The sequence below is a fragment of the Arsenicibacter sp. R0_47 genome, assembly GCF_057652235.1.
The window spans coordinates 75,766-100,686 of record NZ_JBYFCJ010000028.1 but is presented as its reverse complement, the minus strand read 5'-3'; the positions used below and the strand labels follow the sequence as shown (position 1 = coordinate 100,686).

The following is a 24,921-nucleotide window of genomic DNA, read 5'->3' as shown; positions in this document are numbered from 1 at the left end:
GTTTTAGGTCTGCTTAGTTGCTGCATGATCTTGCGAAGTTAAGCAAGTTCACTGTGCCGATAAATTAGACCATCTCACTCTGCAACTTTACACCACTCAATTTCAAGCTCTTCAGTCGTAACGTCTTCTATTGTCAGTTCGCGTAACTCTACAATTTCTTCTTCCAAGTGTCCAGCCAAAAGATCAATTTTAATGCTTCTGAACTGAGAGTCTTTTATGAGAATGGCGTGGCCCTTATTGTTATTGGTGAGATATTCTTTCTGGCTGATAGTGCAACAGTACAGCTTTAGATACTCACTTGAAACTACATGATTAATGTTGAAATCCCCTTCTATTCTACAATACGAAATATTTATGTTATGCTTAAGCGGCTCTTTAGCCGGCCTTGCTTCAAACGTATGTACTCCTCTGTATATATTAACCGAGCCAATAACTTCATGCATCCTAAGCTGACTAATATCAGGACGTCTGTTGGAAGGCATTGAGTCATAGCTCATCCGTAAAGTATAGTCCAAATATCTGGGTATAAAGATCGTAAATGGATTGAGCGGTAAGCCAAGTTTCTCTAGGTTTCGGTTTGTTTGCCTAAAAGACTCTCTCATATTTGATCCATTAGGATGAAGCCAAGTATCATCTTCGCCCTGAACTATGGAAGCAAATTTGTCACTCGTGAGTTGACTGATATTAATAGGGTTTGTAGGACGAGTTAAGTACATAAATGAATGATGAACAACAGCACTTGAAGAAAATAAAGATATATGATTTGCTGTTATGCAGGAAGCTTTTATTTGATTCCATCCCCGAGGAAAAACAAAAAAGGCTAGCCCGTTCGTTATGAACTTGTTAGCCTTTTTACTTAGTAGCGGGAGCTGGACTCGAACCAGCGACCTTTGGGTTATGCTTGCTACTACAACTTTCGTTGCTTCTGCTGATGCAGAATTTGTAGTCTGGACTGTCTCTTCACCCTCTCCATGACGAGGTAGGGGCCTGCCATTCAGTCTCTACACCTTTCCTGACGAGTCAGGACTTGGCTCGGGATTACCACACTACCGGCTTCCCCGAATTTGACAAGATACACGTAATCGTTACCAACTACGCTGCCCATAACTTCAGTTTCCGGTTTTACCCGCCCGATACAAATAAGTGCGATTTGTACCTGTTCTGCTGAAGTTGCATTGCTGAGCCCAACGAGCTACCAACTGCTCCATCCCGCGATTTTCGCGTCAATCATCTAACTGATTGGACTGCAAAGGTAGTAGTTATATTTGAAAAAACAAGCTACCTTTGTAAAAAAAATAACAGCCCTCCCCCAAAAATGTTTTGTGCGGGAGGGATTTTTTTCGGTAATCATTGGTTATCAAGAGAATGGAATCAGAAGAAAATTTTTCAATTGAACCGGTACAACGACAGGAAGAACCTTATCCCGGACGCGCCGGCTTTGTCAGTATCATCGGAAAACCCAATGTCGGGAAGTCGACACTGATGAATCAGCTGGTGGGCGAACGCCTTTCGATCATTACCTCGAAGGCCCAGACCACCCGCCACCGGATTATGGGTATCCTGAATGGCACCCACAACGGTGAAGATTTTCAGCTGGTTTATTCGGATACACCCGGCATCATTCAGCCCCAGTACAAACTCCATGAGTCCATGATGAGCTTTGTCCGCGGGTCGCTCGAAGACGCCGATGTAGTCCTGTTCGTGACCGATATTTTCGAAAAACACGACGAGAACGATGTGCTCAGGCGCCTGAAACATGCCGATGCACCGGTCATTCTGCTGATCAATAAAATTGATCAGGCAACGCAGGAACAGGTTGACGAAAAAGTGGCTTACTGGCAGGAAAACGTCCCGGCAGAGTTAATTCTTCCGATTTCGGCCCTTAACGGTGTCAACCTGGAGCCTTTGTTCCACGAAATCATTACCCGTCTGCCCTATCACCCGCCTTACTTCCCGGCGGATGAAATGACCGACAAGCCCGAACGCTTCTTTGCCTCCGAAATTATCCGGGAAAAAATCTTCCTGAACTATAAGAAAGAGGTACCGTATAGCTCTGAGGTAATCATCACGTCGTTTAAGGACAAGGAAGATATGATTGTCGTACAGGCAGAAATTCTGGTTGAACGGCCGACGCAACGCTCGATCCTGCTCGGTGAAGGCGGTAAAATGATTAAAAAGACCGGTATTATGGCCCGAGAGGAGCTGGAACGGTTCTTTGGGAAGAAAGTATATCTTGAAACATTTGTAAAAGTTGAGCCCGACTGGCGCAGCAAAGAACGTATGCTGAAGCGGTTGGGTTATGAAGAATAGCGTGAGGAAGGTTTCAGGGCTGCTTTAACCAAACCGGCTGCCCCCCTTCGCTGATCACCTCCTTTGACATTATGGCAAATATTGTTGCAATCGTGGGCCGTCCCAACGTCGGAAAGTCCACCCTATTTAACCGCCTGACCGAACAGCGGCAGGCCATCATGGACAACCAATCGGGCGTAACGCGTGACCGGCACTACGGTTTTGCGGAATGGACAGACAAACACTTCACAGTCATTGATACAGGCGGATACGTGGTAGGCTCCGAAGATGTCTTCGAAGGCGCCATCCGCGAACAGGTTGAAATTGCGCTCGACGAAGCCACTGTGGTCTTGTTTGTGGTTGATACCATGACGGGCATGACCGGCCTCGACGAAGATTTCGCCAACGTACTCCGCCGGTCAAACAAACCGGTGTATGTCGTGGCCAATAAATCCGAAACGGCCGACCGCCGGCAGGCGGCAGCCGAATTTTATGCCCTTGGCCTGGGCGATCCGTATCCGGTTTCGGCCCAGGATGGCGGCGGCACCGGTGATCTGCTCGACCAGGTTATCACCCATTTTCAGACTGACGGCATTGAAAATCCAAACGGCGGTATTCCGCGGATCTCAATTCTGGGCCGGCCAAACGTCGGCAAATCGTCATTCGTTAACATCCTGTTAGGGCAGGAGCGTAACATCGTTACCGACATTGCCGGTACTACCCGCGATGCCATCAACACGCGCTACCGCGCCTACGGACAGGATTTTATCCTGACCGATACGGCCGGTATCCGCCGGAAATCAAAAATCAAGGACAACATCGAATTTTACTCCATTCTCCGGTCGCTGAAGGCGATGGAAGAGTCGGACGTTTGTATTGTGATGCTGGACGCGACCCGTGGCTTCGAATCACAGGACTTCAACATCATCGGTCAGGCGATCCGGGCCAAGAAGGGTGTTGTAGTTATGATTAACAAGTGGGACGCCGTGGAGAAAGACCATAAAACGGCCGATAACTGGCGTAAGGAGATGATTCAGCGCATGATGCCGATTGATTACCTGCCGATCATGTTTGCATCGGTGCACGAGAAACAGCGGATTTTCCAGGTAATCGAAAAAGCCATGGAGGTGTATGAAAACAAGCACAAGAAAATCACTACCTCGAAGCTGAACGAAGCCATGCAGCCCGAAACTGAAGCCTACCCGCCGCCATCGACCAAGGGTAAGCAGATCAAGATCAAATACATGCTGCAGCTGCCGACGCCATCGCCGACTTTCGTATTTTTCTGTAATCTGCCACAGTACATTAAGGAATCCTATGAACGCTTCCTGGAGAACAAGCTCCGGGCGCATTTCGGCTTCGACGGTGTACCGATAACGCTCTTTTTCCGGCAGAAATAATACAGTTATCACCTTAGTTGCAGCCGATGGCCGTCCGTTCCGGACCAATAGCCATCGGCTGTTTTTTTTATATGGAGGTTTCCCGAATCCGCTACTGGCTGGGCGTTCTGTTCGTTTTTCTGGCGGCGTTCTGTTTTGCCCTGAAAGGCGTGCTGATCAAACTGGCCTATCAGTATCACATTGATGCGTTGTCGCTGCTGACGCTGCGGCTGCTGTTTGCGTTGCCGTTTTACGTTGGCATTGCCCTTTATCAGCAGCAGCGCGCTCCGATTACCCCGCTCACGGTTCGTGAATGGTTATGGCTTTTCTTTCTGGGGATCACAGGTTACTACCTGGCCAGTTACTTTAATTTTATTGGTCTGGTCTACATTTCGGCCAGTCTGGAGCGGATTCTGTTGTTCACCTATCCGACGTTTGTGTTGCTGATGAATGCCGTCACCAAAAAGCGTGGCATCAGCCGGCTGCAATGGGGTGCCCTGGCCCTGACGTATCTCGGCATTCTGATTGCGTTTGCTCCCCACATTCAGTTCGGCGATCACCATGCGGTTTTACTGGGCGCTTTCTGGGTTATTCTGAGCGGGCTGGTCTATGCGGTTTATCTCGTCGGCAGTGACTCAATGATTGCCCGTGTGGGCTCGCAGCGGTATACATGCTATGCGCTGATTGCGGCAACCATTCCGGTGGTTATCCACTGCCTGATTCAGAACGGCTTCACCCTCGCCAGCTATCCGGCACCAATCTATGGACTGACAGCCATTATGGCTGTTTTCGTAACTGTTGTGCCGACATTTATGATTGCTGAAGGTATTAAGCGCGTGGGATCAGCCAATGCATCATTGGTAGCCAGCATCGGGCCGGTCTTTACTATTGTCCTGGCATCCGTACTTTTAGGCGAAAAAATTACGGCATTACAGTTACTGGGAACGGCATTTGTTTTAGCTGGAGTATCCTTAATTGGGTGGCGTGGTAAAAAAATATAAAATTTTAAATCCAGATCAGGCGTTATTTCGTATAACTAACTGACGATGTTAAACGATCGGTCATATTAATTTATAACTCAATACAACAGGTGACACATTGTCCCATTAAATAATGTTTTCGATTACAAAAGACATCAAAAAACAGTTGTATGAGAATAAGTAGTATCTTTCATTCGCGCACGCACCTTAATGTTCTACGGATATGGTAATGGAAAAAATGATGGACGACGACAAACGTATTGAACGTGCCGCTTACGTGCTAAAGGCCGTGGCACATCCGCTACGCATCAAGATCATTCAGATGCTAAAGGAAAACAAAGAACTCAACGTATCTACGATTTATAAAAATCTGAACGCCGAGCAATCTTTGATCTCTCATCACTTGATCAACATGCGTGACAAAGGTATTCTGGAAATCCGTCGGAGCGGGAAAAATATCTATTATTTCCTGGTCGACAATGCAATGTCAGAAGTAATCGACTGTATTTACCGGAGTAAGGTTTTAGCTCAGTAACGTTGGATCTTACAGGAGCAAACAAACTTAGGTTGTTTGCTCCTGATACGATCATTGATTAAACAGTTCGCCAGTACGATAAGTAGGCAACACACCCAGGTGATGGTACGCCTTTTCGGTCGCCTCACGCCCCCGTGAGGTCCGCTTCAGATAGCCTTCCTGAATCAGGAACGGCTCATATACTTCTTCAATCGTTTCTGCTTCTTCGCCACAGGCAGTGGCAATCGTCGACAACCCGACCGGTCCGCCCTTAAATTTATCGATAATGGTCGATAAAATGCGGTTATCCATTTCATCAAGGCCATTGTGATCTACGTCAAGTGCAGTCAGCGCCATCTCGGCAATACCGACGGTGATATACCCGTTTCCCTTTACCTGCGCAAAGTCACGCGTGCGGCGCAGCAGGTTATTAGCAATACGCGGGGTTCCACGGCTTCGGCGGGCAATTTCAAAGGCACCCGTTTCATCAATCGGCGTCCCGAGGATGGCACACGACCGCTGAACGATGCCGGTCAGAATTTTGGCATCATAGTATTCCAGCCGGCAGCTGATCCCGAAGCGGGCCCGCAGCGGCGAAGTCAGCATACCCGCCCGCGTCGTTGCGCCGATGAGTGTAAACGGATTCAGTTTGATCTGTACCGTACGGGCATTCGGACCCGAATCGAGCATGATGTCGATCTTATAATCTTCCATCGCCGAATACAGGTATTCCTCCACAACCGGATTCAGCCGGTGAATCTCATCGATAAATAACACATCATTCGGCTGAAGATTGGTCAGCAGGCCGGCGAGGTCGCTTGGCTTATCCAGTACGGGTCCGGAAGTCATTTTGATGTTGGCTTCCAGTTCATTGGCAATGATGTGCGACAGCGTGGTTTTACCCAGTCCCGGAGGACCGTGCAGCAGCACGTGGTCGAGTGCATCGCCGCGCTGCCTGGCCGCCATCACGAATACCTGAAGGTTATCCAGCACCTTCGCCTGCCCGGTGAAGTCATCGAACGAAAGCGGCCGGAGCGCCCGTTCAATTTCTTTCTCCGAATTAGACATGCTGTCGCTGGTACCTTTTAAAATATCTTTTCGCATGTTTCCTGTGGTATAAAAGCGTACTGACAACGGTTATTTCAGGCACGCTTACCTAGTCAAATATACAAAAAAAAGGCGGTTTTTCCCATAAAAAAAGCCGCCCGAGGCAGCCCGTTCATACAGAAAAAGCCCCTCTCTGCCGTAACAGAAAGGGGCCTGTTTTATTACCGGATAACCGATACCGAACCGCGCTTGGTAACCCTCGGCCGTTCCGGAAAATACTGGCTGCCATAGGTTACGACATAGGCATATACCTGCGGCGGATACGAAACGCCTTTATAAAGCCCGTCCCAGGGTTCGGCCGGATTGGTCGTCATAAAGACGATCTCTCCCCACCGGTTAAAGATTTTCAGTTCAAAGTCGGTCGTGTAGGCGCTGAACACCTGCAGCACATCATTCTGACTGTCGCCATTTGGCGTAAAGGCTTCCGGAATAAATACCCTCGCCTCGCACAGGTCTTTTACATTAGCAAAGTCCCTGACCACACAATTATCGGTGTTGGTAACAATCAGCGAGTAGCTGCCCGACCGGTTGACCGTAATGGCCGACAAGCTCGAACCAACATCCGGCCACGAATAGGTCAGGTCCGGCGTACCCCGTACCAGCAAGGTCGTTGACTGCCCGTCGCCCACGCAGATGGCTGCTTCTTTGGTAAAGGAGAACTGCGGAACCGGCTTCACCCGTACCACCACGGCGTCGGTTACTGAACAGCCGTTTTGTGAAGCCGTGACCACATAAGTCCCCGACGATACCGGTCGCAGGATGGCACCGGCCGTTCCGTTCGACCACTGGAAACTGGCTCCGCTGGTTCCTGTTGCCGAAAGCGACTGCGGCTGGTTGGCGCAGAATTCCACATCCGGACCGGCATTTACCTGCGGCGGCGGCAACACACTGACCGCCCTCGTGGCTGCATTGGCGCAGCCGTTCTGCGTGACCGAGTAGGTCACCGTAATAATAGTCGATACATAGGCGGCGCTCGGCGTGAAGCTGCCCGCCGGCGTTACTCCCGTTCCGGACCAGACCCCGCCCGTTGGCGAATTACCGGTAAGCTGTACCGGCTGTACGCCGACACAAACCGATAAGGCCGGGCCCGCTGATACGGTTGGTTTCGGGCTGAAGGTTACATTTGTAAAATCACTGCCGATACACCCGTTCAGGGTATTGCGGATGGTAATCGAATACGAGCCCGGCGCACTTACCGAAATGGTTGGCGTTGTTGCACCCGTACTCCAGGTAAAGGTGTTCCCCGGCACATTAGCCCCCGCCGGTGTCAGCGACAATGCCTCGCCGATACAGGCTTGTGAGAGCGGCGGCAGATCGGCAAAACCGCGCGTATCGAGCCCGATATCCACAACAGGAATACTTAACCGGCAACCGCCCGCATCGCGGATTTCGACGTTATACCGGCCCGCAGCCGCGCCGGTAAACGGTTGCGTCTGGCTGACAATAGCACCGGTAGCATCCCGCCAGGCAAAGCTTGTCGGCGTTCCGCCCGTAATCGTCAGGTTCGCACTGCCGCTGTTTGGTACGCTACACAGCGCAGACATCGACGTTGGTGTCGCTTTCAGCGGGTTGGCCGGCGAGACAAGCGCAAACGAACTATCTACCGTACACTGGGCAGCATTGGTGGCCTTGACTTTGTAGGTCCCTTCCGAAACGGCTGACAGCAGGTTTGCCGTCGAAGGCAATACTGATCCGTCAGCGCGCGTCCACACGTAGGTATACGTACCCGCCGGTGTCGGTGTCAGGGTAATGGCACCGTCAAGGGTTGTACAACCTGTGGGGTGAGTTAACGCAGCTGTCAGGCGTGGTTTTGGTAGAGTACCAACTGTAATACTCTCAACCGAACTACATTCACCTCCTCCATTCACATCTGGATAGGATGCTGTCACAGAATAAACACCAGCCTGCGCAACGTTAATAGTCCTCTCTCTCTCTCCTGTGCTCCACAAAAATTTCTCATATAAAGGAGTACTAACGGTTAATGTTGTAGATGTGCCAGCACAAATAGTAGTACTTGGTGAAACTCTTGGTCTTCGTGCTGTTAGTTCTATTTGAACTGTATCAGATTTCGGGCATTCAGTACTATTATAGGCAAAGGCAATATACGTACCGGTCTGTGTGACCGTATATGTTTTATTGCGGCTTATGATCCGCCCATTCCGTATCCAAACATAATTTTGAGCTGTCGTATTTATCACTAGATCAAGCGATGTCTGACAAATAATTCGATCAGGCCCTAAACTGAATGACTGAGGTTTATCATAAATTTTTACAGTGTCCACTACAGTTGTAACACTACAGATATCACCAACCTGGCCCTGAGGTGCATTCTTTCGTGTCACTATCGTTAATTTTGCAATATATCCCGCAGGGTTAGCCTGTCGATAGACGTGTGTCTGTGTTTGAGCCGAGGTGAATGATTTAGGAACTGTTCCGTCGCCAAAATCCAACGTATACGTTTCCTTCAACTTCTGACAAAATGGCCCTATCGTAAACTGAACTTCTTCACCCACACATTCCCCTTCATGCGACAATCCCGGACTACTGCTCGGCGGCTGGGTAAAGTTCATGACCTGATTCGGCAGACCCAGCTGCGCCTGACGACCGCCCAGATCCTGTCCGTTGATGTTGAACCGGAGACTGTCCAGGAAGGTAGCGTTCGGATTTTCGATAACGCCCAGCGAGGTTGAGCCTGGCACTGAGACGTAGATTTTACCGTCGGTAGCCACCTGCAACGCACCGAACTGCTGCGTGGTACTGGTCGCAATTTCGGTACGGGAAGCCGTTAATGCATCCGGGTCGGTTTGCTTCAGGTCGTATTGTACAATATAGGAGGACGCATTCGTAGCGCTTGAGGGATTACCTAATAACGTTACGAACAGTTTTGTCCCGTCGGGCGAGAACTCTACCCCATACGCATCAGGCGGAGCCGGTCCGAGGTCAACCGTTCGTTTGTAAGTTAACTTACCTGTTTGTGTATCAAACTCGTACAGTTCAACCATGTTGTTCGGCGGTCCCGGCACCACACCCGGCACGACTACTGCCAATTGCTTAATGGCCGTATTCGACGCCCCCGGCGTGGCCGTTCCGCCTGTTGCCGAGGTACTGATGGCAGGCCCGAACTTCATATAGCCCTGTGCCTGCGCTACGTTTGTCTGCGAGGTACCGGCCGAAACCGTTGTCTGGGTCGGTGTACCGCTGCGGGTCAGGTGCGTAATCCGGAATACATCGCTGCCAAAGTCATGGGTTACTACCCAGTATGTTGTATCCGCTTCGTTCTGAACGGCGGCTGAGCGTTCGGTACTGAGTTTGGTCGGGTCGCTGGAGACCGGCAGGTTAACGGCCGTAATGGCTCCCTTGCCGCCATTTTCCCGCATATCAACAATACTGTAGGTCAGCTGCTTGGTACCGTTTACTTCCGCAGTGGTGTAAACGTAATACAGATATTCGCAGCCACGGCAGGTCGGTTTCGGGACAATCAGCGCCGATTGCGTTGATTTCTGATCCCCCCCCAGCAAGGCAGAAGCCGTTCCGGGGGCAGTGGCCATAATATTGCCGTCGGCATCGTAGATGTAAATACCATCGGTATAAAACTGAAGCTGGCCTTTGCTGTTGGAAATCGACGAAGCCCCTTCCAGGGTTTTCAGTTTCCCGTCGGTCAGCGGTTGTGGTGAGCCTCCCGCAAAGTCAAGACCGGCGTTGCTGCCGAAGTACCACTTGGCCGACGGTGATCCGGGCGGTTCAAAACACACATCCACGTGGATCAGGTCTTCATACGGACAGCCGTCTGACTTAACCTCGACCGAATAACAACCGGATTCGGTAACACTCAGCGTCTGAGTCGTTTGCCCTCTCGGGGCCCATTTGTAGGTATAGTCAGGCGGCGAAGTACCTTGATAAGGGTCCAGCACTAAGGTTTCACCCTTACAGATCGTCGTATCAGTCCGCCATTGGGTAAACGAATCGGGTGACTGCCCGACCGTAATCGGAATCGTACTGTTCAGTGTTGTCCCGTTGGCTAAGGTTCTGGTCAGAATAAATGTCTGCATCCCGGGGCTGCTGAACTGATGCGTTACCGTGCGGGTGGTAGCCGTTACGCCGGTGTTGCTGCCGGGTGTGGTTGTCCCGCTGCCGGGCGTCGAGGGGCCGAACTGCCAGCTCCAGCCGACTACATCGGTCCGTGAGTCGGTAAAGGTGACGGCTCCGCTACCACACGCCGTATTGGCGGTCGGTGAGCATAAACTTCCCTGTGCCGTGATACTGAACGATTGTAAAACGGTCACGTTCTGAGGAGGACCGGTAAGCTGTGCAAGTGCCCCGTTGATCCCCGGGAGTATGCCCAACCAAATGATCAGTCCAAGAATATAGTTGAGTGTAGTCTTTGTTGACATAAACTGTTTACCGCTCCCAATTGGCCTAAATTACACAAATCACATAACAGTTAAAGGGGGCACTACGTTATTGTTAACGAAATGAAAGACGCAAAATTTTATGTTCGGGCGGGTGTTTAACTGAAACCAAACCTTTACATTTAGCGAATTATTTTACGTCAAATCATATGCAATTCGTTGCAGATTCTTCGTTATTTCCCTGATTTGGCAAACTCTTTGTGCTGAAGCATTTATTATGGGTAAAAAATACATTTTGACTGGTACGCTACTCTTGCTGGTTCGGCTAGCGTTTGCACAGGATCCGCAGTTCACACAGTGGTATGCCGCTCCGCTTTATCTGAATCCGGCGTTTGCGGGTTCTGCGCTGGCGCCGCGCCTGACGGTGAACTACCGCAATCAGTGGCCATCCATCACGAGCTACGTCACTTCATCTGCTGGTTTTGACCACTTTATGCCAGGCATCAACAGCGGCGTCGGCTTCTATGTATTGAACGATAACCAGGGACAGGGTCAGATCCGGTCGACGGAAATTGCCGGCCAGTATTCTTACCAGCTCCGGCTAAGCGAAGCAGCAAACCTGCGTTTAGGCCTGCAGGCATCCTACGTAAACCGCAATCTAAACTATTTCGGGTTAACTTTCGGTGATCAGTTTACGAATCGCGGGTACACGGGCAACCCGACTTCCGATCCGATTGTGCTGCAGCCATCGCCAAAAAACAGTTACGTTGATTTTACGGTCGGCGGGCTTTATTATTCTGACTGGGCGTGGATCGGCGCAACCGCCAGCCACATTAACCGGCCTGCGCAGGGCTTTTTTGTCGGTGATAACACCCGCTTGCCAATAAAAGGCAATATCCATGCCGGTTTGCGGATTCCGCTTTTAGGCTTTACCGGCCGGGGTGATGAGATGGACCGCGAAATCAGTTTTTCGCCGGTGATTCTCTATAAATTTCAGGGCAAATACGACCAGCTTGATCTGGGTGCCTACCTGACTTACTCGCCGATGACGGTGGGGGTTTATTACCGTGGCCTGCCGTTCAAGCGGTATAATCAGTCGCTTAATAACCACGATGCCCTGGCGTTCCTGATCGGGTATCGCGCCGATAAGTTTTCGATTGGCTATAGCTACGACGCGACGGTCTCAACACTGGGCTTTGCCAGCGGCGGCTCACACGAAATTTCGATTTCATACACCTTCGACCCGATTGAGAAGCGCGCCCGCCGCACCCGCCAGAGCGCCCGGCAGCTGTCGTGTCCGAAGTTTTAATCAGTGCTATCTATCCAGTGGTGGCACGACCGGCAGCCGTTGCTGTCAGAGTCGTGCCACTACTTTTTTCAATACACCCACTCGTGCGGCAGCTGCAGCTGGCGGGCATAGGGCGCCGGACAAAAAGCATGCACCCGCTCCAGCAGCCGGTTTACCGATAGTTCAAAGTCAATATAGTAGTCAGGATTGAGCTTGTTCAGCTTCTTGAGCAGTTGCTCGGTGCGTTTGGCAATGTATTCAGCCGTTTTGTCCGACCGCGAATTATAGAACCGCAGCAAGTCGGTCTGTTCATCAAAATACGAGTTGAGCATGTGCAGTTGTAACTCCACCTCCCCATACGCATCCTTCGTAACCTTCACATGCCGCGTAATATCACCGCTCAGCGACCGCATGTCCATCATTGCCCAGCCCGGCCAGTCATAGCTGGATTTTGCCAGCCGGTTAATCGCCGATTTGATGATCTCACGACGCGTATCCAGCGTCTCCTTATGCTCGACCAGTTCGAACGCAAGACGCTCTACCAGAATATCATCTTTGGCAATAAGCCGGAGCAGCAGTTTATCTTTTTCGCCCTGCGGCATCCGGACAATGGCTTTTTTCAGGTCAGCATCCATGCAGTCTGATCAGTATGAGAATGTAGTTTGATACACAAACTTACAAACAACCTCACACATAAATCATTTTCCGCGTCATACCGCCATCGACGGTGAAGTTCTGGCCGGTAATGAAGTCATTTTCGTCGTCGATCAGGAAAAGCACCATACGGGCAATATCATCGGCCGTACCGACGCGGCCGGCCGGATGCTGGCTGTGGTCTTCGGGACGCAGGTCTTCCTGACGGGCTTCACCCGGCTTTTTCACTGCCGAGACATCAATCCAGCCGGGGCTGATGCAGTTAACACGAATAGCAGGGCCAAGGCTCACAGCCAGCGAATGGGTCAAGGCCACCAAACCGCCTTTCGACGCCGAATAGGCAAACGTGTCGGCCTCCGACTGAAACGCCCGCGTTGACGCCATGTTGATGATACTGCCTTCGTAACGGGCAATGTGTTCGGCGGTATATTTAGCGCACAGAAAAGCACCGGTCAGGTTTACGCCGATCACCTTATTCCAGTCGTCAATCGTAAAATCGGCCAGCGGTTTTTCGATACCGATACCGGCATTATTGATCAGTACGTCGATGCGTCCGAAGCGCGTCAGGGTTTTCCGGACCGCGTCCTTTACCGCCTCTTCCGACGAGACATCGCAGGAAACGAAAAAGGCATTCTTAGCCGATAGTTGTTTATTTATGTCAGCAAGTGCGTCAGGGTCGGTGTCCCACACAGCGACCGCGTATCCTTTTTCCAGCAGTCTGAGGGCCGTAATCCGGCCAATTCCCTGTGCTCCTCCGGTTATGATTGCAGTTTTCATACAGACCATAAGCCGTTTCCGCCCCCGAATGTTTCAACGGGTTAGTGAACGCAAACACACGCATTAAACGCCCACCGTATCGCTTTCGTCCGCCCGGATTTTTTCCTCAATGAAGGTCATAATCTGGCTGGCCACATCACAGCCGGTGGCTTTTTCAATGCCTTCGAGCCCCGGCGACGAGTTGACCTCCATCACCAGCGGGCCGCGATCCGACATCAGCATGTCTACACCGGCCACTTTCAGACCCAGTGCCTTCGCCGCGTTGATGGCCGTCCATTCGATCTCGGGCGTCAATTCAATAGCCCGCGCCTTGCCGCCCCGGTGCAGATTTGACCGGAATTCACCTTCGACGCCCTGCCGCTGCATGACCCCGACCACCTGCGTGCCGACCACAAACGCGCGGATGTCCGACCCTTTCGACTCACCGATGAATTCCTGAACCAGTACGTTTTGCTTCAGCCCCGTAAACGCCTCGATGGTTGATTTGGCCGTTTTAATGGTTTCGGCCAGCACCACACCGATGCCCTGCGTACCTTCCAGCAGTTTAATCACAACCGGCGGGCCACCTACCAGCTCAAGTAGCTGGGCCACGTCTTTCGGGTGGTTGGCCAGCACGGTTTTCGGCAGGCCGACGCCCGCCCGCGAGAGCACCTGCAGGCTCCGCAGCTTGTTGCGCGACCGGCTGATGGCCTGCGATTTGGCCGTGGTGAAGACCTTCATCATCTCAAACTGCCGCACAATGGCGCAGCCATAGTCCGTCACTGACGCGCCGATCCGCGGAACAATGGCGTCGATTTCGTTCAGGGCTTTGCCGCCGTATAACAGGGCAGGGCGGTCATTTTCGATCACAATCTGACATTTGAGGTAATTAATTACCTCAGTTTCATGACCGTGCTGGTGTGCGGCCTCGACCAGGCGCCGTGTTGAATACAGCGCAGGGTTAGACGATAATATTGCGATTCGCATGAGTTCCGGAGCTTTGTTGAGTAAAGAAATGGTGTCGGGCAGCCATGTATAACGGCCGGTACCTGTGGGCCATTGTGCTTTACAGCTTTTTGCCTTTGGCTTGAAACGATAGATTTTTTAGAGAAACGTCAACGATGAAACGGTTGCGCAGAAGTTTCCGGCCCAGCAGTACCGGATTACGCATCCGCTCCCGGTCAGCCAGTGTAAATTCGGTCTTTATGATACGACCAAACAGAACGATTTTTGTTTTGATGACATACCGCATTTCGGCGTGGCCAAAAGAATTGCGGACCATTTTTCTGGTAAAGTTATCCGAATAAATGCGTTTCGGCAACGGATGGCTCGGGTCAATGATATAAAAACTCAGCCGCGTTTTTGTACCGTCCTGAATCACCTCAACCTCCTTACAATGCAGGGCGGAGGTAAACGCTCCGGTATCCACTTTGGCGGGTACATCGCACAAACCCAGATCGGGAAAATCGACAAGATCAGTTGTCCCGATCAGCTGTTTTTCTTTCAGCTTCGACGCTTTCATTACGCTTGTGGCCACCTGACAGCTAACAACACATTAGCCCGGCCATTGTTTTCTTCTGTACGGTAACCGGATCAACAGGCCGCATGCTGCGGCAGGCGGATCAGTATTCATGTTTCAAAAGAAACGCACATATACCGCTTACCGTCTTTTTAGCTGTTAATTTTCTGTTATTTTTTCGTAAAGACAAGGCAAAGCAACGGATTAACAGCGCTTTTTACCCCACCCCCTGCCCCTCCCCTGAAATCAGGGGAGGGGTGTGAGCGCGATGCGTCCGATGGAAGATCTGGAAGACATTACCCATCACGAAAACAAGAGAAAGACGCAGCAAAAGCCCTTCCCCTGATTTCAGGGGAAGGGTTGGGATGGGGTACATTACGTCCGGATTAACCGCGTAAACGTCAGCGACATATCCAGCACAACCATTTTGGCACGGGCATTCCGCTCGAGGTGGTAAAGCGCTTCGTTGATGTCGGCGATGATGCGTTCGATGTGGGCGATCGTCAGGACCTTTGAGAAGTTTTTCACAAAAACCGTTTCCTCTTCCGGCAACCGCAGCAAGGATTCAGCGCCCTGCTTCCAGAGGAACAGATCACGGCACAGACGCAAGCCGTACTCCAGCAGGCCTTTCTGTTTTTCCTTGCTGTAGCCGTCGAACTGATCTGCATGTTTGACAAGTGCAATCAGGTCCTGCCGGTAGCAGGTGCGCATCCAGTCGGCGAACCAGACGTGCCGGTCGTTGGCTTGTTCGCCTTCCCGGGCTTCGGTGCGGGCCAGCATCAGCCCGTCGGCCATGTTGCCATCGGCCAGGAAAGCCAGCTGACGGGCACGCCCTTCGGCCAGATTCAGCTGCTGCCGCAGGTACATCGCTACCTCCTCATCGGTAAACGCCCGGACCGAAACCCGCTGCGTCCGCGACAGGATTGTAATCAGCAGCTTATCAGACTGGTTGGTTGCCAGCAGGAACAGCGTTTGTTCCGGCGGTTCTTCGAGCACCTTCAGCAACGCGTTGGCCGAAGCCGCGTTCATGAACTCCGGCAGCCAGATCACCATGATCTTGTAACGGCCTTCGTAGGATTTCAGCGAGAGTTTCTGGAGAATGTTCCGCGCTTCCTCGACCGAGATATTGCCCTGCTTGTTGTCGGCCCCGAGCGAATCGAGCCAGTCGGGCAGGGTTTTGAACGGCGAATCCAGCAGGAACTTCCGCCAGTCGGCCAGGAAGGCTTCGCTGGTTTTTCCTTTGCCTGCCAGATTGGCCACCGGAAAAACGAAATGCAGGTCAGGATGTACCAGCTTGTTCATTTTGACGCAGGAGGCACACCGCCCGCAGGCATCATCCGGCTGCTGGTCTTCGCAGTTTACGTAGGTTGCCAGCGCCAGCGCTAACGCCAGATTGGCACTCCCCGCCTGCCCGTCAAACAACAGTGCGTGGGCAAGGTGATTGCTCTGAACAGCCCGCAGCAATGTTTGTTTGGTCTCATCGTGACCGATAATATCAGAAAAAAGCATAATCAAGACGGCGCAATATCCGGTCTGGTTTTGTCAAAAATGGCCCGCAACACCTGTTCTTCTACCTCTCCCAATACCAGATTCCGGCGCTTGCAGGCCTCTCCGGCTACGTGCAGCGCCTTCTCCAGGCGATATTCGACAATACCGTCAGCGGCTCCGCCCCACGAAAAGGACGGAATATGTTTTGGCTGAAATCCGCCCCCGAATACGTTGACGCTCACACCAACCACCGTACCGGTATTGAACATGGTGCTGATGCCGGCGCGGGTAAAATCGCCCATCATCAGCCCACAGAACATCCGGCCGCTGTCTTCGAGTTTCCCCGTAGCGTAACTATATAACTTTACGTTGCCGTAATCATTTTTCAGGTTTGAGTTATTCGTATCAGCCCCCAGGTTGCACCATTCACCGATAACCGAATCCCCCAGATAGCCATCGTGCTGCTTGGCGCTGTAGGCAAATAAGATGGTGTTACCTACCTCACCACCAACTTTACAGTTAGGCCCGACCGACGTATTAGCCCGCATTTTTGACGTCCACTGCACAATCGAATTTTCGCCCAGTGCAAATGGCCCGATCACAACCGACCCTTCGTTGATCCGGGCGTCACGGCCAATATAAATCGGACCGTTTTCGGCATTCAGGATGGAAGCCCGTATGACTGCTCCTTCTTCGATAAAGATATTTTCGGTGCCGTAGCAGTGCGTAAACGGATCGGTAATGGGCTGTGATTGCCGGCCAGCGGTCAGGAACGCAAAATCGGCACGTATCTGACGGCCGTTATGCTCCAGAAACGAGGGCATTCCCGTCATCATCTCAACCGTGCCGGCTGCTACTACCGTATCGTCACCGGCCACCGGCTGCTCACGGAAAACCTCCGTTGTCCGGATCGCCAGCAACTGCCCGTCGGCGCTTACCAGTGACTGACCCACAGCCAGTTGCTGTACGGCTTCAGCCAGCGCATCAGTCGCCAGCAGCGCCCCGTTGACATACAGGTTATCCGTTCCGGCAATCTGTGGAAAAGTCACCCGCAGATAATCCTGCGTCAGATAAGACGGCACTGTTCCGAGCCGTTTTTCCCATTTCTCCGCGATGGTCAGAATACCCACACGGCATTTGGCTACCGGACGGGTAAACGTGAAAGGCAGTAAGGCGGTGCGGATCGTCGGATCGTCAAATAAGATTAGGTTGGTCATGCAGATCGTAAAAAGTCCCGCGCAAATATCCGGTTTACGACGCAAAGGCAAAACCGGCAACGTAATTATTCAGCATAAGTGCCAACGATTTCTTCGACAATTAACATCTTTGTTAATCAATCGTCAGAAACCATTGACACCCGATATGATAAAACTTAGTTTCCACCGTTACGATCTCCGGTTAAAGCATACATTCACCATTGCGCACGACAGCCGCGATGTGCAGCCGTCGCTGATTGTTGAGCTGGCGTATACCCTGCCCGACGGGCGGGTGATCCGTGGCTTCGGTGAGGCAACGTCTAATAAATACTACGGCATTACGCTCGACAGCATGATTGCTGACCTGTCGGCGATCCGGCCCCTGATTGAGTCAGGACAATGGCAGAGCGCCGAAGAACTGTGGGCGCTGGCGCACCCCCAGCTGCAACAGAACCCGTTTGCCCAGTGTGCGCTGGATGAAGCCGCCCACGATCTGATGGCGAAACGGGCCGGGCAACCGCTTTACGCCTATTGGGGGCTGGATGCATCCAATATTCCGCTGACGAACTATACCATTGGTATCGACACGGTGGAGAAAATGGTGGCTAAGATGCAGGAATTGCCGTGGCCGCTGTATAAAATCAAGCTCGGCACCAGCGACGATCTGGCCATTGTCCGCGAACTGCGCCGGCATACCGATGCCACGTTCCGCGTTGATGCCAACTGCGCCTGGACGGCCGCGCAAACCATTGCCTACGCCCCTGAATTGCAGCAGCTCGGCGTTGAGTTTATCGAACAACCCCTGAAAGCCGGTGATTGGGAGGGCCAGCAACAGGTGTTTGCCCATAGTGTGCTGCCGGTTATTGCCGATGAAAGCTGCATTGTGGAAAACGATGTGGATAAGTGTATAAACTACTTCCACGGTATCAACATCAAGCTCACCAAATGCGGTGGTCTGACACCGGCCCGCCGGATGATTGAAAATGCGCGGGCCAATAACCTGCGCGTGATGGTGGGTTGTATGAACGAAACCAGCGTCGGGATTTCGGCCATCGGTCAGCTGCTGCCCCTGCTCGATTATGTTGACATGGACGGTACCCTGCTGATTACCAACGATCCGGCGTCGGGGGTAACGTTTGATTATGGCCGGGTAATCTATGCCGCCGAAAACGGTACGGGTGCTCAACTGCTTTCGGTATAACGGATGGAACAGGCCTTTCATACCATCGACCACCTGCCCGACCGCTTCATAACGCTCGACGGGCAGCCCTATCTTTTTTTCAGCGGTACGGCTTATCTGGGCCTTCCCCAACATCCGTCGTTCCGGCAACTAATGACGGAAGCAATGGCCCGCTACGGGACAGTTTTCGGCAGTTCGCGGAACGGCAACCTGCGGCTGGCCATTTACGAACCTGCCGAGGCGCAACTGGCGGCCTTCGCCGGTGCCCCGGCAGCGCTGACGCTTTCATCGGGCATGATGGCGGGGCAGGCTGTGATTAACTGGCTGAAACTCCCCTCGGCATGGGCGGGCGTGAACAGTCCGGTTACGTTTATATACACCCCGCATACGCACCCCGCGCTCTGGCACGAGCCAACAGTTTCGTTACCCGGCTGTCCGTTCAGCGACTGGGTGGCGGGGCTGCCCGCATTACTGGCGCAGGGCGACGGACCGGTGGTGATTCTGGTTAACTCCCTGGATGCCGTCCGGTCAGAAGCTTATTTCTTTGACTGGATGGCTAGCCTGCCGACAAACCGGCCGATTACGGTAGTAGTCGACGACTCGCACGGACTGGGGGTACTGGGCCACGAGCGGCGGGGTATCTGGCAGCACCTGCCGAAACCGGCGGGCGTACGGGTAGTGGTCACGGCGTCGCTGGCCAAAGCGATGGGATTGCCCGGCGGTGTTGTCCTGGCCGGCGCGGAGCCTGTTGCGTCACTCCGGCACACGGCGTTTTTCGGCGGCTGCTCCCCCATTCCGCCCGCTTACCTGAATGCCTATGTCGAAGCTGGTACGCTCTACCAACAGGCACACGACAAACTAGGCCGGCTGATTCAGCTGGCCGAAACCTGGTTGTTGCCGACCGGTTTGTTTAAACAAGCACCGGACTACCCTGTTTTCTACACAGACGATGATGCACTGTATCCGTTTTTACTGAAACAGGGAATTTGTATTTACTCGTTTGCGTATCCGACCGCTGCCGATAAAGCCAACACGCGCATTGTTATCAGCGCGTTTCATGAGCCCGAAGACATTGACCGGTTAGGCGAAGCCGTCCGGCGTTACCGCGCGGAATTACCCACAGAGCAGGTGATTTCCGAAATAGTTGCCGACAGATCCTGAAGCGTCAGCGTGTAATAGGCATGCTCGTACGCAAACTCAAAAACATTGGGCTCATCAGGGTGGCGGAACAAATTTATCCGGGTCTGAATTCGTTTTCCATGCAGAAAGGCTGAGCTGATATAAAATCCGCATTCGCAGGGCTTCCGGTTCAGGTTCCGGCTGATGATCAGTTTGAGCGGATAAGACCGGGACATAAGGTGTATGTACAGGTCGCTGCGTTGAATAACGGTAAACGAAGCGGCTAAGCAGGTCGATGTCAACATGAATAGAAAGCGTCAGACAGGTAGTATAAACGTTCTATTCTGTACGACTATGTTTTTTACCAAAAAGTAACGGATCCTATGCAATCATTCATAAAAGTTCTTTCCGCTATCTTATTCGCCGGTCTTTTTCCGATTGTAGCGGCGGCGCAGAAGACCGATAAGCTGCTGAGCGATCTGTTACGCAAAAATCCGGAACTGTTCGGCCCGATCCTGCAGGACCCCGCAAAGTACGATGTGCAGATCATTTATACCCAGATCAACCGTGACCCGCAGAACCGGCCCGTTTTCCGTAGTTACTACTATCGGTATGACCGCAAACGCTATGTCTATCCGGCCAGTACGGTAAAATTTCCCGCCGTTCTGGTATCTCTGGAAAAAATAAACGAGCTGAAAGCCAAATACCCCACCCTGACGGCCAATACTCCGATGCTGACGGATTCTGCCTATGCCCGTCAGACGGCTACGACCAAAGATCCGTCGTCGGCCAGCGGACTGCCGTCGGTGGCGCATTACGCCAAAAAGATTTTTCTGGTTAGCAGTAACGACGCCTTCAACCGGCTCTACGAATTTATCGGGCAGTGCGATTTCAATACGAAGCTGCAACAGAAAGGGTACCGCGATACGCGCATGCTGCACCGGTTGTCGGTGTCGATGACGGCTGATCAGAACCGGCAGACCAACCCGGTCCGGTTTGTGGAAAACGGGCAGACCCTCTACGCCCAACCGGCACAGGTTTGCGCCGAATCATTTACACCTGACAGCAGCATCCGGCGGGGTACCGGGTTTATGCGGAATGACTCGCTGATCCGGCAGCCCTTCGATTTTACCGAAAAGAACGCCTTCGCCCTCGGCGATCAGCAGGAAATGCTCCGGGCAGTTATGTTTCCTGAGGCCGTGCCGGCCAAACGCCGGTTCAACCTGACAACCGACGACTACCGGTTTCTGTACCAGTATATGTCGCAGTTACCGCGCGAAACCACTTACCCGAATTACGGGGCGGATACCAGCCTGCACGACAGCTCGGGCAAGTTTTTTATGTTCGGCGATAACAAGGGAAAGATTCCGCAGAATATCCGGATTTTCAATAAAATCGGCGGGGCATACGGCTACCTGCTCGACAATGCCTACATCGTCGATTTTGACAAAGGCGTTGAATTTATGCTGTCGGCAGTTATTTATTGTAACTCAGATGGTATCTTTAATGACGATAAATACGACTACAATACCATCGGCTATCCGTTTCTGGCCAACCTGGGCCGCGTTGTGTACGACTATGATGTCAAACGCAAACGCCCCGAACGGCCCGACCTTCGGAAGTTTATGGTGACGTACGATAAGCAGCAATGACCCGACTAAAAGCCCTTTTTCTAGCCCTTTGCCTGTCAGGAGCGGCACTGGCCCAAACGGTACCCCAGACGATTGATGCCGTCCGGCAACAATACGCCCCGGACAAACGGGTAGCGATTTTCCAGATTGAGGTTGATTCGGCAGGGACGCTCAAGGGCAAAACCAACCTGCCCGAGGCTCACCAAACCCTCCTGACTAAACTCCGGCAGCAAGGCGCTACCGTGGCCGACCAGATTCAGGAACTGCCTGCGCCCGTCCTTGGCGAGCAGGTGTATGGTGTGGTTAACGTGTCGGTCGCCAATCTCCGCTCGCAGCCCCGCGACGCTGCTGAACTGGCCACCCAGGCACTGCTTGGTATGCCGCTGCGGATCTGGGACAAGGAACGGGGCTGGTACCTCGCCCAAATGCAGGACAAATACATTGCCTGGGTGGATTTCGGTGGTTTTCAGCGCATGACCAAAGCGGAGTTCGACCGCTGGCAACAGGCCGACAAAGTGATCTATACCCAGCCTTTCGGTTTTTGCTACAGCCAGCCCGACCGCGAGTCGCAGACGGTGTCGGATCTGGTAGCGGGCGATCAGCTGGTAGTTGAAAAAGAAGACAAGAAATTCTATCAGGTGCGTTATCCCGACGGCCGCACCGGCTATATCGTTAAAACCGACGCCCAGCCCCTGAAAACATGGCTGGCCGCCGCTAAACCAACGGAAACGTCGGTGGTGAAAACCGCAAAGACGCTGATGGGCATTCCGTATCTGTGGGGCGGCACGTCGGTTAAAGGCATGGATTGCAGCGGCTTTACCAAAACTATTTACCGCCTCAACGGCCTTGAACTCTCGCGCGACGCTTCGCAGCAGGTATACGAGGGCGCACCCGTTGAGACACCAAACGGCGACTTTTCGCAAATGCGCCCCGGCGATCTGCTGTTTTTCGGTGAACAGGCCACTCAGGCAAAACCGGAGCGTGTCGTACACGTAGGCATGTGGATCGGTAACAACGAGTTTATCCATGCGTCGGGCAAAGTCCGGATCAGCAGCATGAGCCCGTCGGCCCCGAATTTTGATGAGTATGAGCTAAAGCGCTTCCTTCGCGCCAAACGCATCATCGAGCCCGGGCGGCAGTAAGGATGCTGAACATACGGGAAGCGATATCTTCCTGTCAGCTACCACCATTTTATAATCTTACGGAAAGCCCTCAGCAGGCATTACATGGTATCATACCACACAGGCACATAGAGCACATAAGTATTTCAGAAATCTTTGTTTTCTATGTACCTGTGTGGTGCATTCGTTTTTGTGGTCTATTCATTTTAGCGGGCTCTGTCAGCAAACAGTGCCCGCACATCATCATTCATTCCTCCCCTTTTCCCTGATTTCTGTCAGTATTTGCTTTTTTTCTCAGCCGGAGCCCCTATATTTGCATCACATTATAATTAGTCTAAATAACAAGCATATATAAACGGGCATTTCACCGGCTTACGATCATGAAAAAGCTACTTGTTGCGATTGCAGCGATCTTTACCTTATCGGCACAGGCTCAGACCAATACATTACTGGATCAGGCATTCTGGCGCAACAAACCGGATGTCGGTCAGGTGAAAGCAGAGGTGGAAAAAGGCAACAGCCCGTCGCAGCTGAACCCGTCCTCGTTTGATCCAGTCGTAATGGCCATCAATGCAGGCGCTCCCGACGAAACCATCAAATACCTTCTCGAACAGCCCGGCAACGCCGTTGACAAGATCACGCACGACAGCCGGACGTACCTGCACTGGGCCGCAAGCCGGGGGAACACCGCGATCATGGAGGTTCTGATTGCCAAAGGAGCAAAAGCCAATGTTGGTGACAGCCACGGCATGACGCCCCTGAACTTTGCCGCCGCCGGTGGTCAGCAAAATACCGCTGTTTATGACCTTTGCCTGAAAGCAGGGGCCGATCTCAAAAAAGACCTGAACCACGACGGTGCCAATGCCTTGCTGGTAGCCGTTGCCAACGACAAGGAGCTCAAACTAACGGACTATTTCACGGCTAAAGGGCTGGATATTAAAAGCAAAGATGCGGCCGGCCGCAATGCCTTCGCCTATGCGGCCCGTGGCGGCAACATCACGGTGCTCAAAACCTTGCTGCAACGTGGCGTCCCGGCCACCAACGATGCGCTGCTGATGGCCAGTCAGGGCGGACGCGGCAGCTCGGCTAATCTGGAGGTGTATCAATATCTGGAAAGCCTCGGCCTCAAGCCAACGGCAACCGGCAAGGAAGGCGAAACGGTTCTGCACGCCATTGCCCGCCGCCCGGGTCAGCAAGAGATTATTACCTATTTTATCGGCAAAGGCGTTGACGTAAACAAAGCCGATGCCGAGGGGAATACGGCATTCATGAACGCAGCGGCAACAAACCGCGATACAGCCACCATCGCCCTGTTGCTGCCACAGGTGAAAAACATCAATCAGGCCAATCAGAAGGGACTTACGGCCCTGACCATGGCAGTACGCAGCAACTCGCCGGAGGTGGTGCAGTACCTGATCCGTAAGGGTGCCTCGGTGGCGGTAGTTGATCAGAGCGGCGACAATCTGGCGGCGCACCTGATTCAGTCATATACCCCGCGGCAGGCTGCCGATTTCGACGCGAAGCTGAAACTGTTGCAGGACAAAGGCGTTTCGCTGGCGGCACCGCAGAAAAACGGCAACACGCTTTATCATTTAGCCGTTACGAAAAACGACATTAAGCTGCTGAAAAAACTGGAAGCCCTTCAGATTGATATCAACGCTAAAAATAAAGAAGGCTTGACCGCCCTGCACAAAGCCGCCATGGTGTCGCAGGACGATAACATGCTGAAGTATCTGCTGTCGATCGGTGCCAAAAAAGAAGCACAGACCAGCTTCAACGAAACCGCCTTCGACCTGGCCAGCGAAAACGAATCGCTGACAAAAAACAAAGTATCCGTTAACTTCCTGAAATAACTATATGGCTGCGATCTGCCGCATTTTTGTGCTCATGCTGGGTTTACTGCTCGTAAAACCCGCGACGTCATCGGCGCAAACGACAAAGTATAAGTGCATGATTCAGATGACGAACTACATGGGCGAAGGGGCCTATATGGTCATCTCGATCATTGATCCGAAAGGTAAATACGACAAGACGCTCTACGTGCTGGGCTCCGACAAAAAATGGTATCCGGACATAAAGGAGTGGCACAAGGCCTTTGCCAAAAAGCCAGCTAACATCAGCGCCATTACCGGTGCGTCGGTAGCGGGCGGCGACCGCACCGTCAGCGTTATCGACATTGATAATGCGAAAGTAAATGCGGGGTATAAGCTGCGGTTCGAAAGCGCCGTGGAGGATAAGAAGTACTACGTAAACGATCTGGAAATTCCGCTGACGACCGAAAGCCTCGCGGCCAAAAGCGAAGGAACGGGCTATATCCGCTACGTGCGCTTTAGTGCAAACAACTGATTTAC

Annotated in this window: 21 protein-coding genes; 11 read left to right on the top strand and 10 right to left on the bottom strand. The window is 52.4% G+C overall.

Annotated features, from left to right (window positions below; genetic code table 11):
- Positions 1-74: 74 nt before the first annotated feature.
- Positions 75-716: a hypothetical protein gene (locus AC23NW_RS29345; RefSeq protein WP_487454064.1), complete on the bottom strand. Its 642-nt coding sequence runs from the start codon at positions 714-716 to the stop codon at positions 75-77.
- A 649-nt stretch (positions 717-1,365) separates the two neighbouring features.
- Here AC23NW_RS29345 and era point away from each other — a divergent pair.
- From era to AC23NW_RS29325, 4 genes are all read left to right on the top strand, one after another.
- Positions 1,366-2,310 (top strand): GTPase Era, encoded by a 945-nt coding sequence (gene era / locus AC23NW_RS29340; protein WP_487454062.1) that lies wholly within the window; start codon positions 1,366-1,368, stop codon positions 2,308-2,310.
- 71 nt (positions 2,311-2,381) lie between these two features.
- A complete protein-coding gene (gene der / locus AC23NW_RS29335) occupies positions 2,382-3,689 on the top strand; it encodes a ribosome biogenesis GTPase Der (RefSeq protein WP_487454060.1) in 1,308 nt (435 codons plus the stop codon).
- 71 nt (positions 3,690-3,760) lie between these two features.
- On the top strand, positions 3,761-4,669 hold the full coding sequence (locus tag AC23NW_RS29330; RefSeq protein WP_487454058.1) for a DMT family transporter: 909 nt from the start codon (positions 3,761-3,763) through the stop codon (positions 4,667-4,669).
- Positions 4,670-4,871: 202 nt separating this feature from the next.
- The gene (locus AC23NW_RS29325; protein WP_487454056.1) at positions 4,872-5,183 is read left to right on the top strand and encodes an ArsR/SmtB family transcription factor; all 312 of its coding nucleotides are present in this window, start codon (positions 4,872-4,874) and stop codon (positions 5,181-5,183) included.
- Between the two features lie 51 nt (positions 5,184-5,234).
- Here AC23NW_RS29325 and ruvB read toward each other — a convergent pair whose 3' ends face one another.
- Both ruvB and AC23NW_RS29315 read right to left on the bottom strand, forming a co-directional pair.
- On the bottom strand, positions 5,235-6,266 hold the full coding sequence (gene ruvB / locus AC23NW_RS29320; protein WP_487454055.1) for a Holliday junction branch migration DNA helicase RuvB: 1,032 nt from the start codon (positions 6,264-6,266) through the stop codon (positions 5,235-5,237).
- A 164-nt stretch (positions 6,267-6,430) separates the two neighbouring features.
- A complete protein-coding gene (locus AC23NW_RS29315; RefSeq protein ID WP_487454053.1) occupies positions 6,431-10,660 on the bottom strand; it encodes a T9SS type B sorting domain-containing protein in 4,230 nt (1,409 codons plus the stop codon).
- A 235-nt stretch (positions 10,661-10,895) separates the two neighbouring features.
- Between AC23NW_RS29315 and AC23NW_RS29310 the strand changes: the two genes are divergently transcribed.
- Positions 10,896-11,927: a PorP/SprF family type IX secretion system membrane protein gene (locus AC23NW_RS29310; RefSeq protein WP_071501927.1), complete on the top strand. Its 1,032-nt coding sequence runs from the start codon at positions 10,896-10,898 to the stop codon at positions 11,925-11,927.
- A 68-nt stretch (positions 11,928-11,995) separates the two neighbouring features.
- On the opposite strand, the gene AC23NW_RS29305 is transcribed toward AC23NW_RS29310, so the two are convergent.
- From AC23NW_RS29305 to AC23NW_RS29280, 6 genes are all read right to left on the bottom strand, one after another.
- Positions 11,996-12,541 carry a hypothetical protein gene (locus AC23NW_RS29305; RefSeq protein WP_487454051.1) on the bottom strand — a complete coding sequence of 182 codons (546 nt, stop codon included), beginning with the start codon at positions 12,539-12,541 and terminating at the stop codon, positions 11,996-11,998.
- Positions 12,542-12,593: 52 nt separating this feature from the next.
- Positions 12,594-13,337: a glucose 1-dehydrogenase gene (locus tag AC23NW_RS29300; protein ID WP_487454049.1), complete on the bottom strand. Its 744-nt coding sequence runs from the start codon at positions 13,335-13,337 to the stop codon at positions 12,594-12,596.
- 63 nt (positions 13,338-13,400) lie between these two features.
- On the bottom strand, positions 13,401-14,303 hold the full coding sequence (gene rimK / locus AC23NW_RS29295; protein ID WP_293834346.1) for a 30S ribosomal protein S6--L-glutamate ligase: 903 nt from the start codon (positions 14,301-14,303) through the stop codon (positions 13,401-13,403).
- Positions 14,304-14,382: 79 nt separating this feature from the next.
- Positions 14,383-14,838, bottom strand: coding sequence for an ATP-dependent zinc protease family protein (locus tag AC23NW_RS29290; RefSeq protein ID WP_293834347.1), 456 nt, complete (start codon positions 14,836-14,838; stop codon positions 14,383-14,385).
- A 372-nt stretch (positions 14,839-15,210) separates the two neighbouring features.
- Positions 15,211-16,344: a DNA polymerase III subunit gene (locus AC23NW_RS29285; protein WP_293834348.1), complete on the bottom strand. Its 1,134-nt coding sequence runs from the start codon at positions 16,342-16,344 to the stop codon at positions 15,211-15,213.
- A gap of 2 nt (positions 16,345-16,346) precedes the next feature.
- Positions 16,347-17,540, bottom strand: coding sequence for a putative sugar nucleotidyl transferase (locus tag AC23NW_RS29280; RefSeq protein ID WP_487454046.1), 1,194 nt, complete (start codon positions 17,538-17,540; stop codon positions 16,347-16,349).
- A 148-nt stretch (positions 17,541-17,688) separates the two neighbouring features.
- Between AC23NW_RS29280 and AC23NW_RS29275 the strand changes: the two genes are divergently transcribed.
- Positions 17,689-18,720, top strand: coding sequence for a dipeptide epimerase (locus AC23NW_RS29275; protein ID WP_071502304.1), 1,032 nt, complete (start codon positions 17,689-17,691; stop codon positions 18,718-18,720).
- Positions 18,721-18,723: 3 nt separating this feature from the next.
- Positions 18,724-19,860: an aminotransferase class I/II-fold pyridoxal phosphate-dependent enzyme gene (locus AC23NW_RS29270; RefSeq protein WP_487454044.1), complete on the top strand. Its 1,137-nt coding sequence runs from the start codon at positions 18,724-18,726 to the stop codon at positions 19,858-19,860.
- On the opposite strand, the gene AC23NW_RS29265 is transcribed toward AC23NW_RS29270, so the two are convergent.
- Positions 19,800-20,054 (bottom strand): hypothetical protein, encoded by a 255-nt coding sequence (locus AC23NW_RS29265; RefSeq protein WP_487454042.1) that lies wholly within the window; start codon positions 20,052-20,054, stop codon positions 19,800-19,802. The two genes, AC23NW_RS29270 and AC23NW_RS29265, sit on opposite strands and share 61 nt — an antisense overlap.
- A 147-nt stretch (positions 20,055-20,201) precedes the next feature.
- Here AC23NW_RS29265 and AC23NW_RS29260 point away from each other — a divergent pair, with 147 nt between their 5' ends.
- The 4 genes from AC23NW_RS29260 to AC23NW_RS29245 all read left to right on the top strand — a co-directional run bounded on the left by AC23NW_RS29260 (position 20,202) and on the right by AC23NW_RS29245 (position 24,916).
- A complete protein-coding gene (locus tag AC23NW_RS29260) occupies positions 20,202-21,470 on the top strand; it encodes a serine hydrolase (RefSeq protein ID WP_487454041.1) in 1,269 nt (422 codons plus the stop codon).
- Positions 21,467-22,591, top strand: coding sequence for a C40 family peptidase (locus AC23NW_RS29255; protein WP_487454039.1), 1,125 nt, complete (start codon positions 21,467-21,469; stop codon positions 22,589-22,591). Before AC23NW_RS29260 ends, AC23NW_RS29255 begins: the two co-directional genes overlap by 4 nt.
- A gap of 359 nt (positions 22,592-22,950) precedes the next feature.
- The gene (locus tag AC23NW_RS29250) at positions 22,951-24,423 is read left to right on the top strand and encodes an ankyrin repeat domain-containing protein (protein ID WP_487454037.1); all 1,473 of its coding nucleotides are present in this window, start codon (positions 22,951-22,953) and stop codon (positions 24,421-24,423) included.
- Between the two features lie 4 nt (positions 24,424-24,427).
- Positions 24,428-24,916, top strand: coding sequence for a DUF2271 domain-containing protein (locus AC23NW_RS29245; protein WP_293843162.1), 489 nt, complete (start codon positions 24,428-24,430; stop codon positions 24,914-24,916).
- Positions 24,917-24,921 lie beyond the last annotated feature (5 nt).

Excerpts from the sequence above, each read along its gene's own strand:
- AC23NW_RS29270 (WP_487454044.1), top strand. The coding sequence starts at position 18,724 with ATGGAACAGGCCTTTCATACCATCGACCACCTGCCCGACCGCTTCATA.
- AC23NW_RS29325 (WP_487454056.1), top strand. The coding sequence starts at position 4,872 with ATGGTAATGGAAAAAATGATGGACGACGACAAACGTATTGAACGTGCC.
- AC23NW_RS29315 (WP_487454053.1), bottom strand. The coding sequence starts at position 10,660 with ATGTCAACAAAGACTACACTCAACTATATTCTTGGACTGATCATTTGG.
- AC23NW_RS29265 (WP_487454042.1), bottom strand. The coding sequence starts at position 20,054 with ATGTCCCGGTCTTATCCGCTCAAACTGATCATCAGCCGGAACCTGAAC.
- AC23NW_RS29305 (WP_487454051.1), bottom strand. The coding sequence starts at position 12,541 with ATGGATGCTGACCTGAAAAAAGCCATTGTCCGGATGCCGCAGGGCGAA.
- AC23NW_RS29290 (WP_293834347.1), bottom strand. The coding sequence starts at position 14,838 with ATGAAAGCGTCGAAGCTGAAAGAAAAACAGCTGATCGGGACAACTGAT.
- AC23NW_RS29255 (WP_487454039.1), top strand. The coding sequence starts at position 21,467 with ATGACCCGACTAAAAGCCCTTTTTCTAGCCCTTTGCCTGTCAGGAGCG.
- AC23NW_RS29250 (WP_487454037.1), top strand. The coding sequence starts at position 22,951 with ATGAAAAAGCTACTTGTTGCGATTGCAGCGATCTTTACCTTATCGGCA.
- AC23NW_RS29285 (WP_293834348.1), bottom strand. The coding sequence starts at position 16,344 with ATGCTTTTTTCTGATATTATCGGTCACGATGAGACCAAACAAACATTG.
- AC23NW_RS29280 (WP_487454046.1), bottom strand. The coding sequence starts at position 17,540 with ATGACCAACCTAATCTTATTTGACGATCCGACGATCCGCACCGCCTTA.
- ruvB (WP_487454055.1), bottom strand. The coding sequence starts at position 6,266 with ATGCGAAAAGATATTTTAAAAGGTACCAGCGACAGCATGTCTAATTCG.
- AC23NW_RS29345 (WP_487454064.1), bottom strand. The coding sequence starts at position 716 with ATGTACTTAACTCGTCCTACAAACCCTATTAATATCAGTCAACTCACG.
- AC23NW_RS29310 (WP_071501927.1), top strand. The coding sequence starts at position 10,896 with ATGGGTAAAAAATACATTTTGACTGGTACGCTACTCTTGCTGGTTCGG.
- era (WP_487454062.1), top strand. The coding sequence starts at position 1,366 with ATGGAATCAGAAGAAAATTTTTCAATTGAACCGGTACAACGACAGGAA.
- AC23NW_RS29260 (WP_487454041.1), top strand. The coding sequence starts at position 20,202 with ATGCAATCATTCATAAAAGTTCTTTCCGCTATCTTATTCGCCGGTCTT.
- AC23NW_RS29245 (WP_293843162.1), top strand. The coding sequence starts at position 24,428 with ATGGCTGCGATCTGCCGCATTTTTGTGCTCATGCTGGGTTTACTGCTC.
- rimK (WP_293834346.1), bottom strand. The coding sequence starts at position 14,303 with ATGCGAATCGCAATATTATCGTCTAACCCTGCGCTGTATTCAACACGG.
- AC23NW_RS29300 (WP_487454049.1), bottom strand. The coding sequence starts at position 13,337 with ATGAAAACTGCAATCATAACCGGAGGAGCACAGGGAATTGGCCGGATT.
- AC23NW_RS29330 (WP_487454058.1), top strand. The coding sequence starts at position 3,761 with ATGGAGGTTTCCCGAATCCGCTACTGGCTGGGCGTTCTGTTCGTTTTT.
- der (WP_487454060.1), top strand. The coding sequence starts at position 2,382 with ATGGCAAATATTGTTGCAATCGTGGGCCGTCCCAACGTCGGAAAGTCC.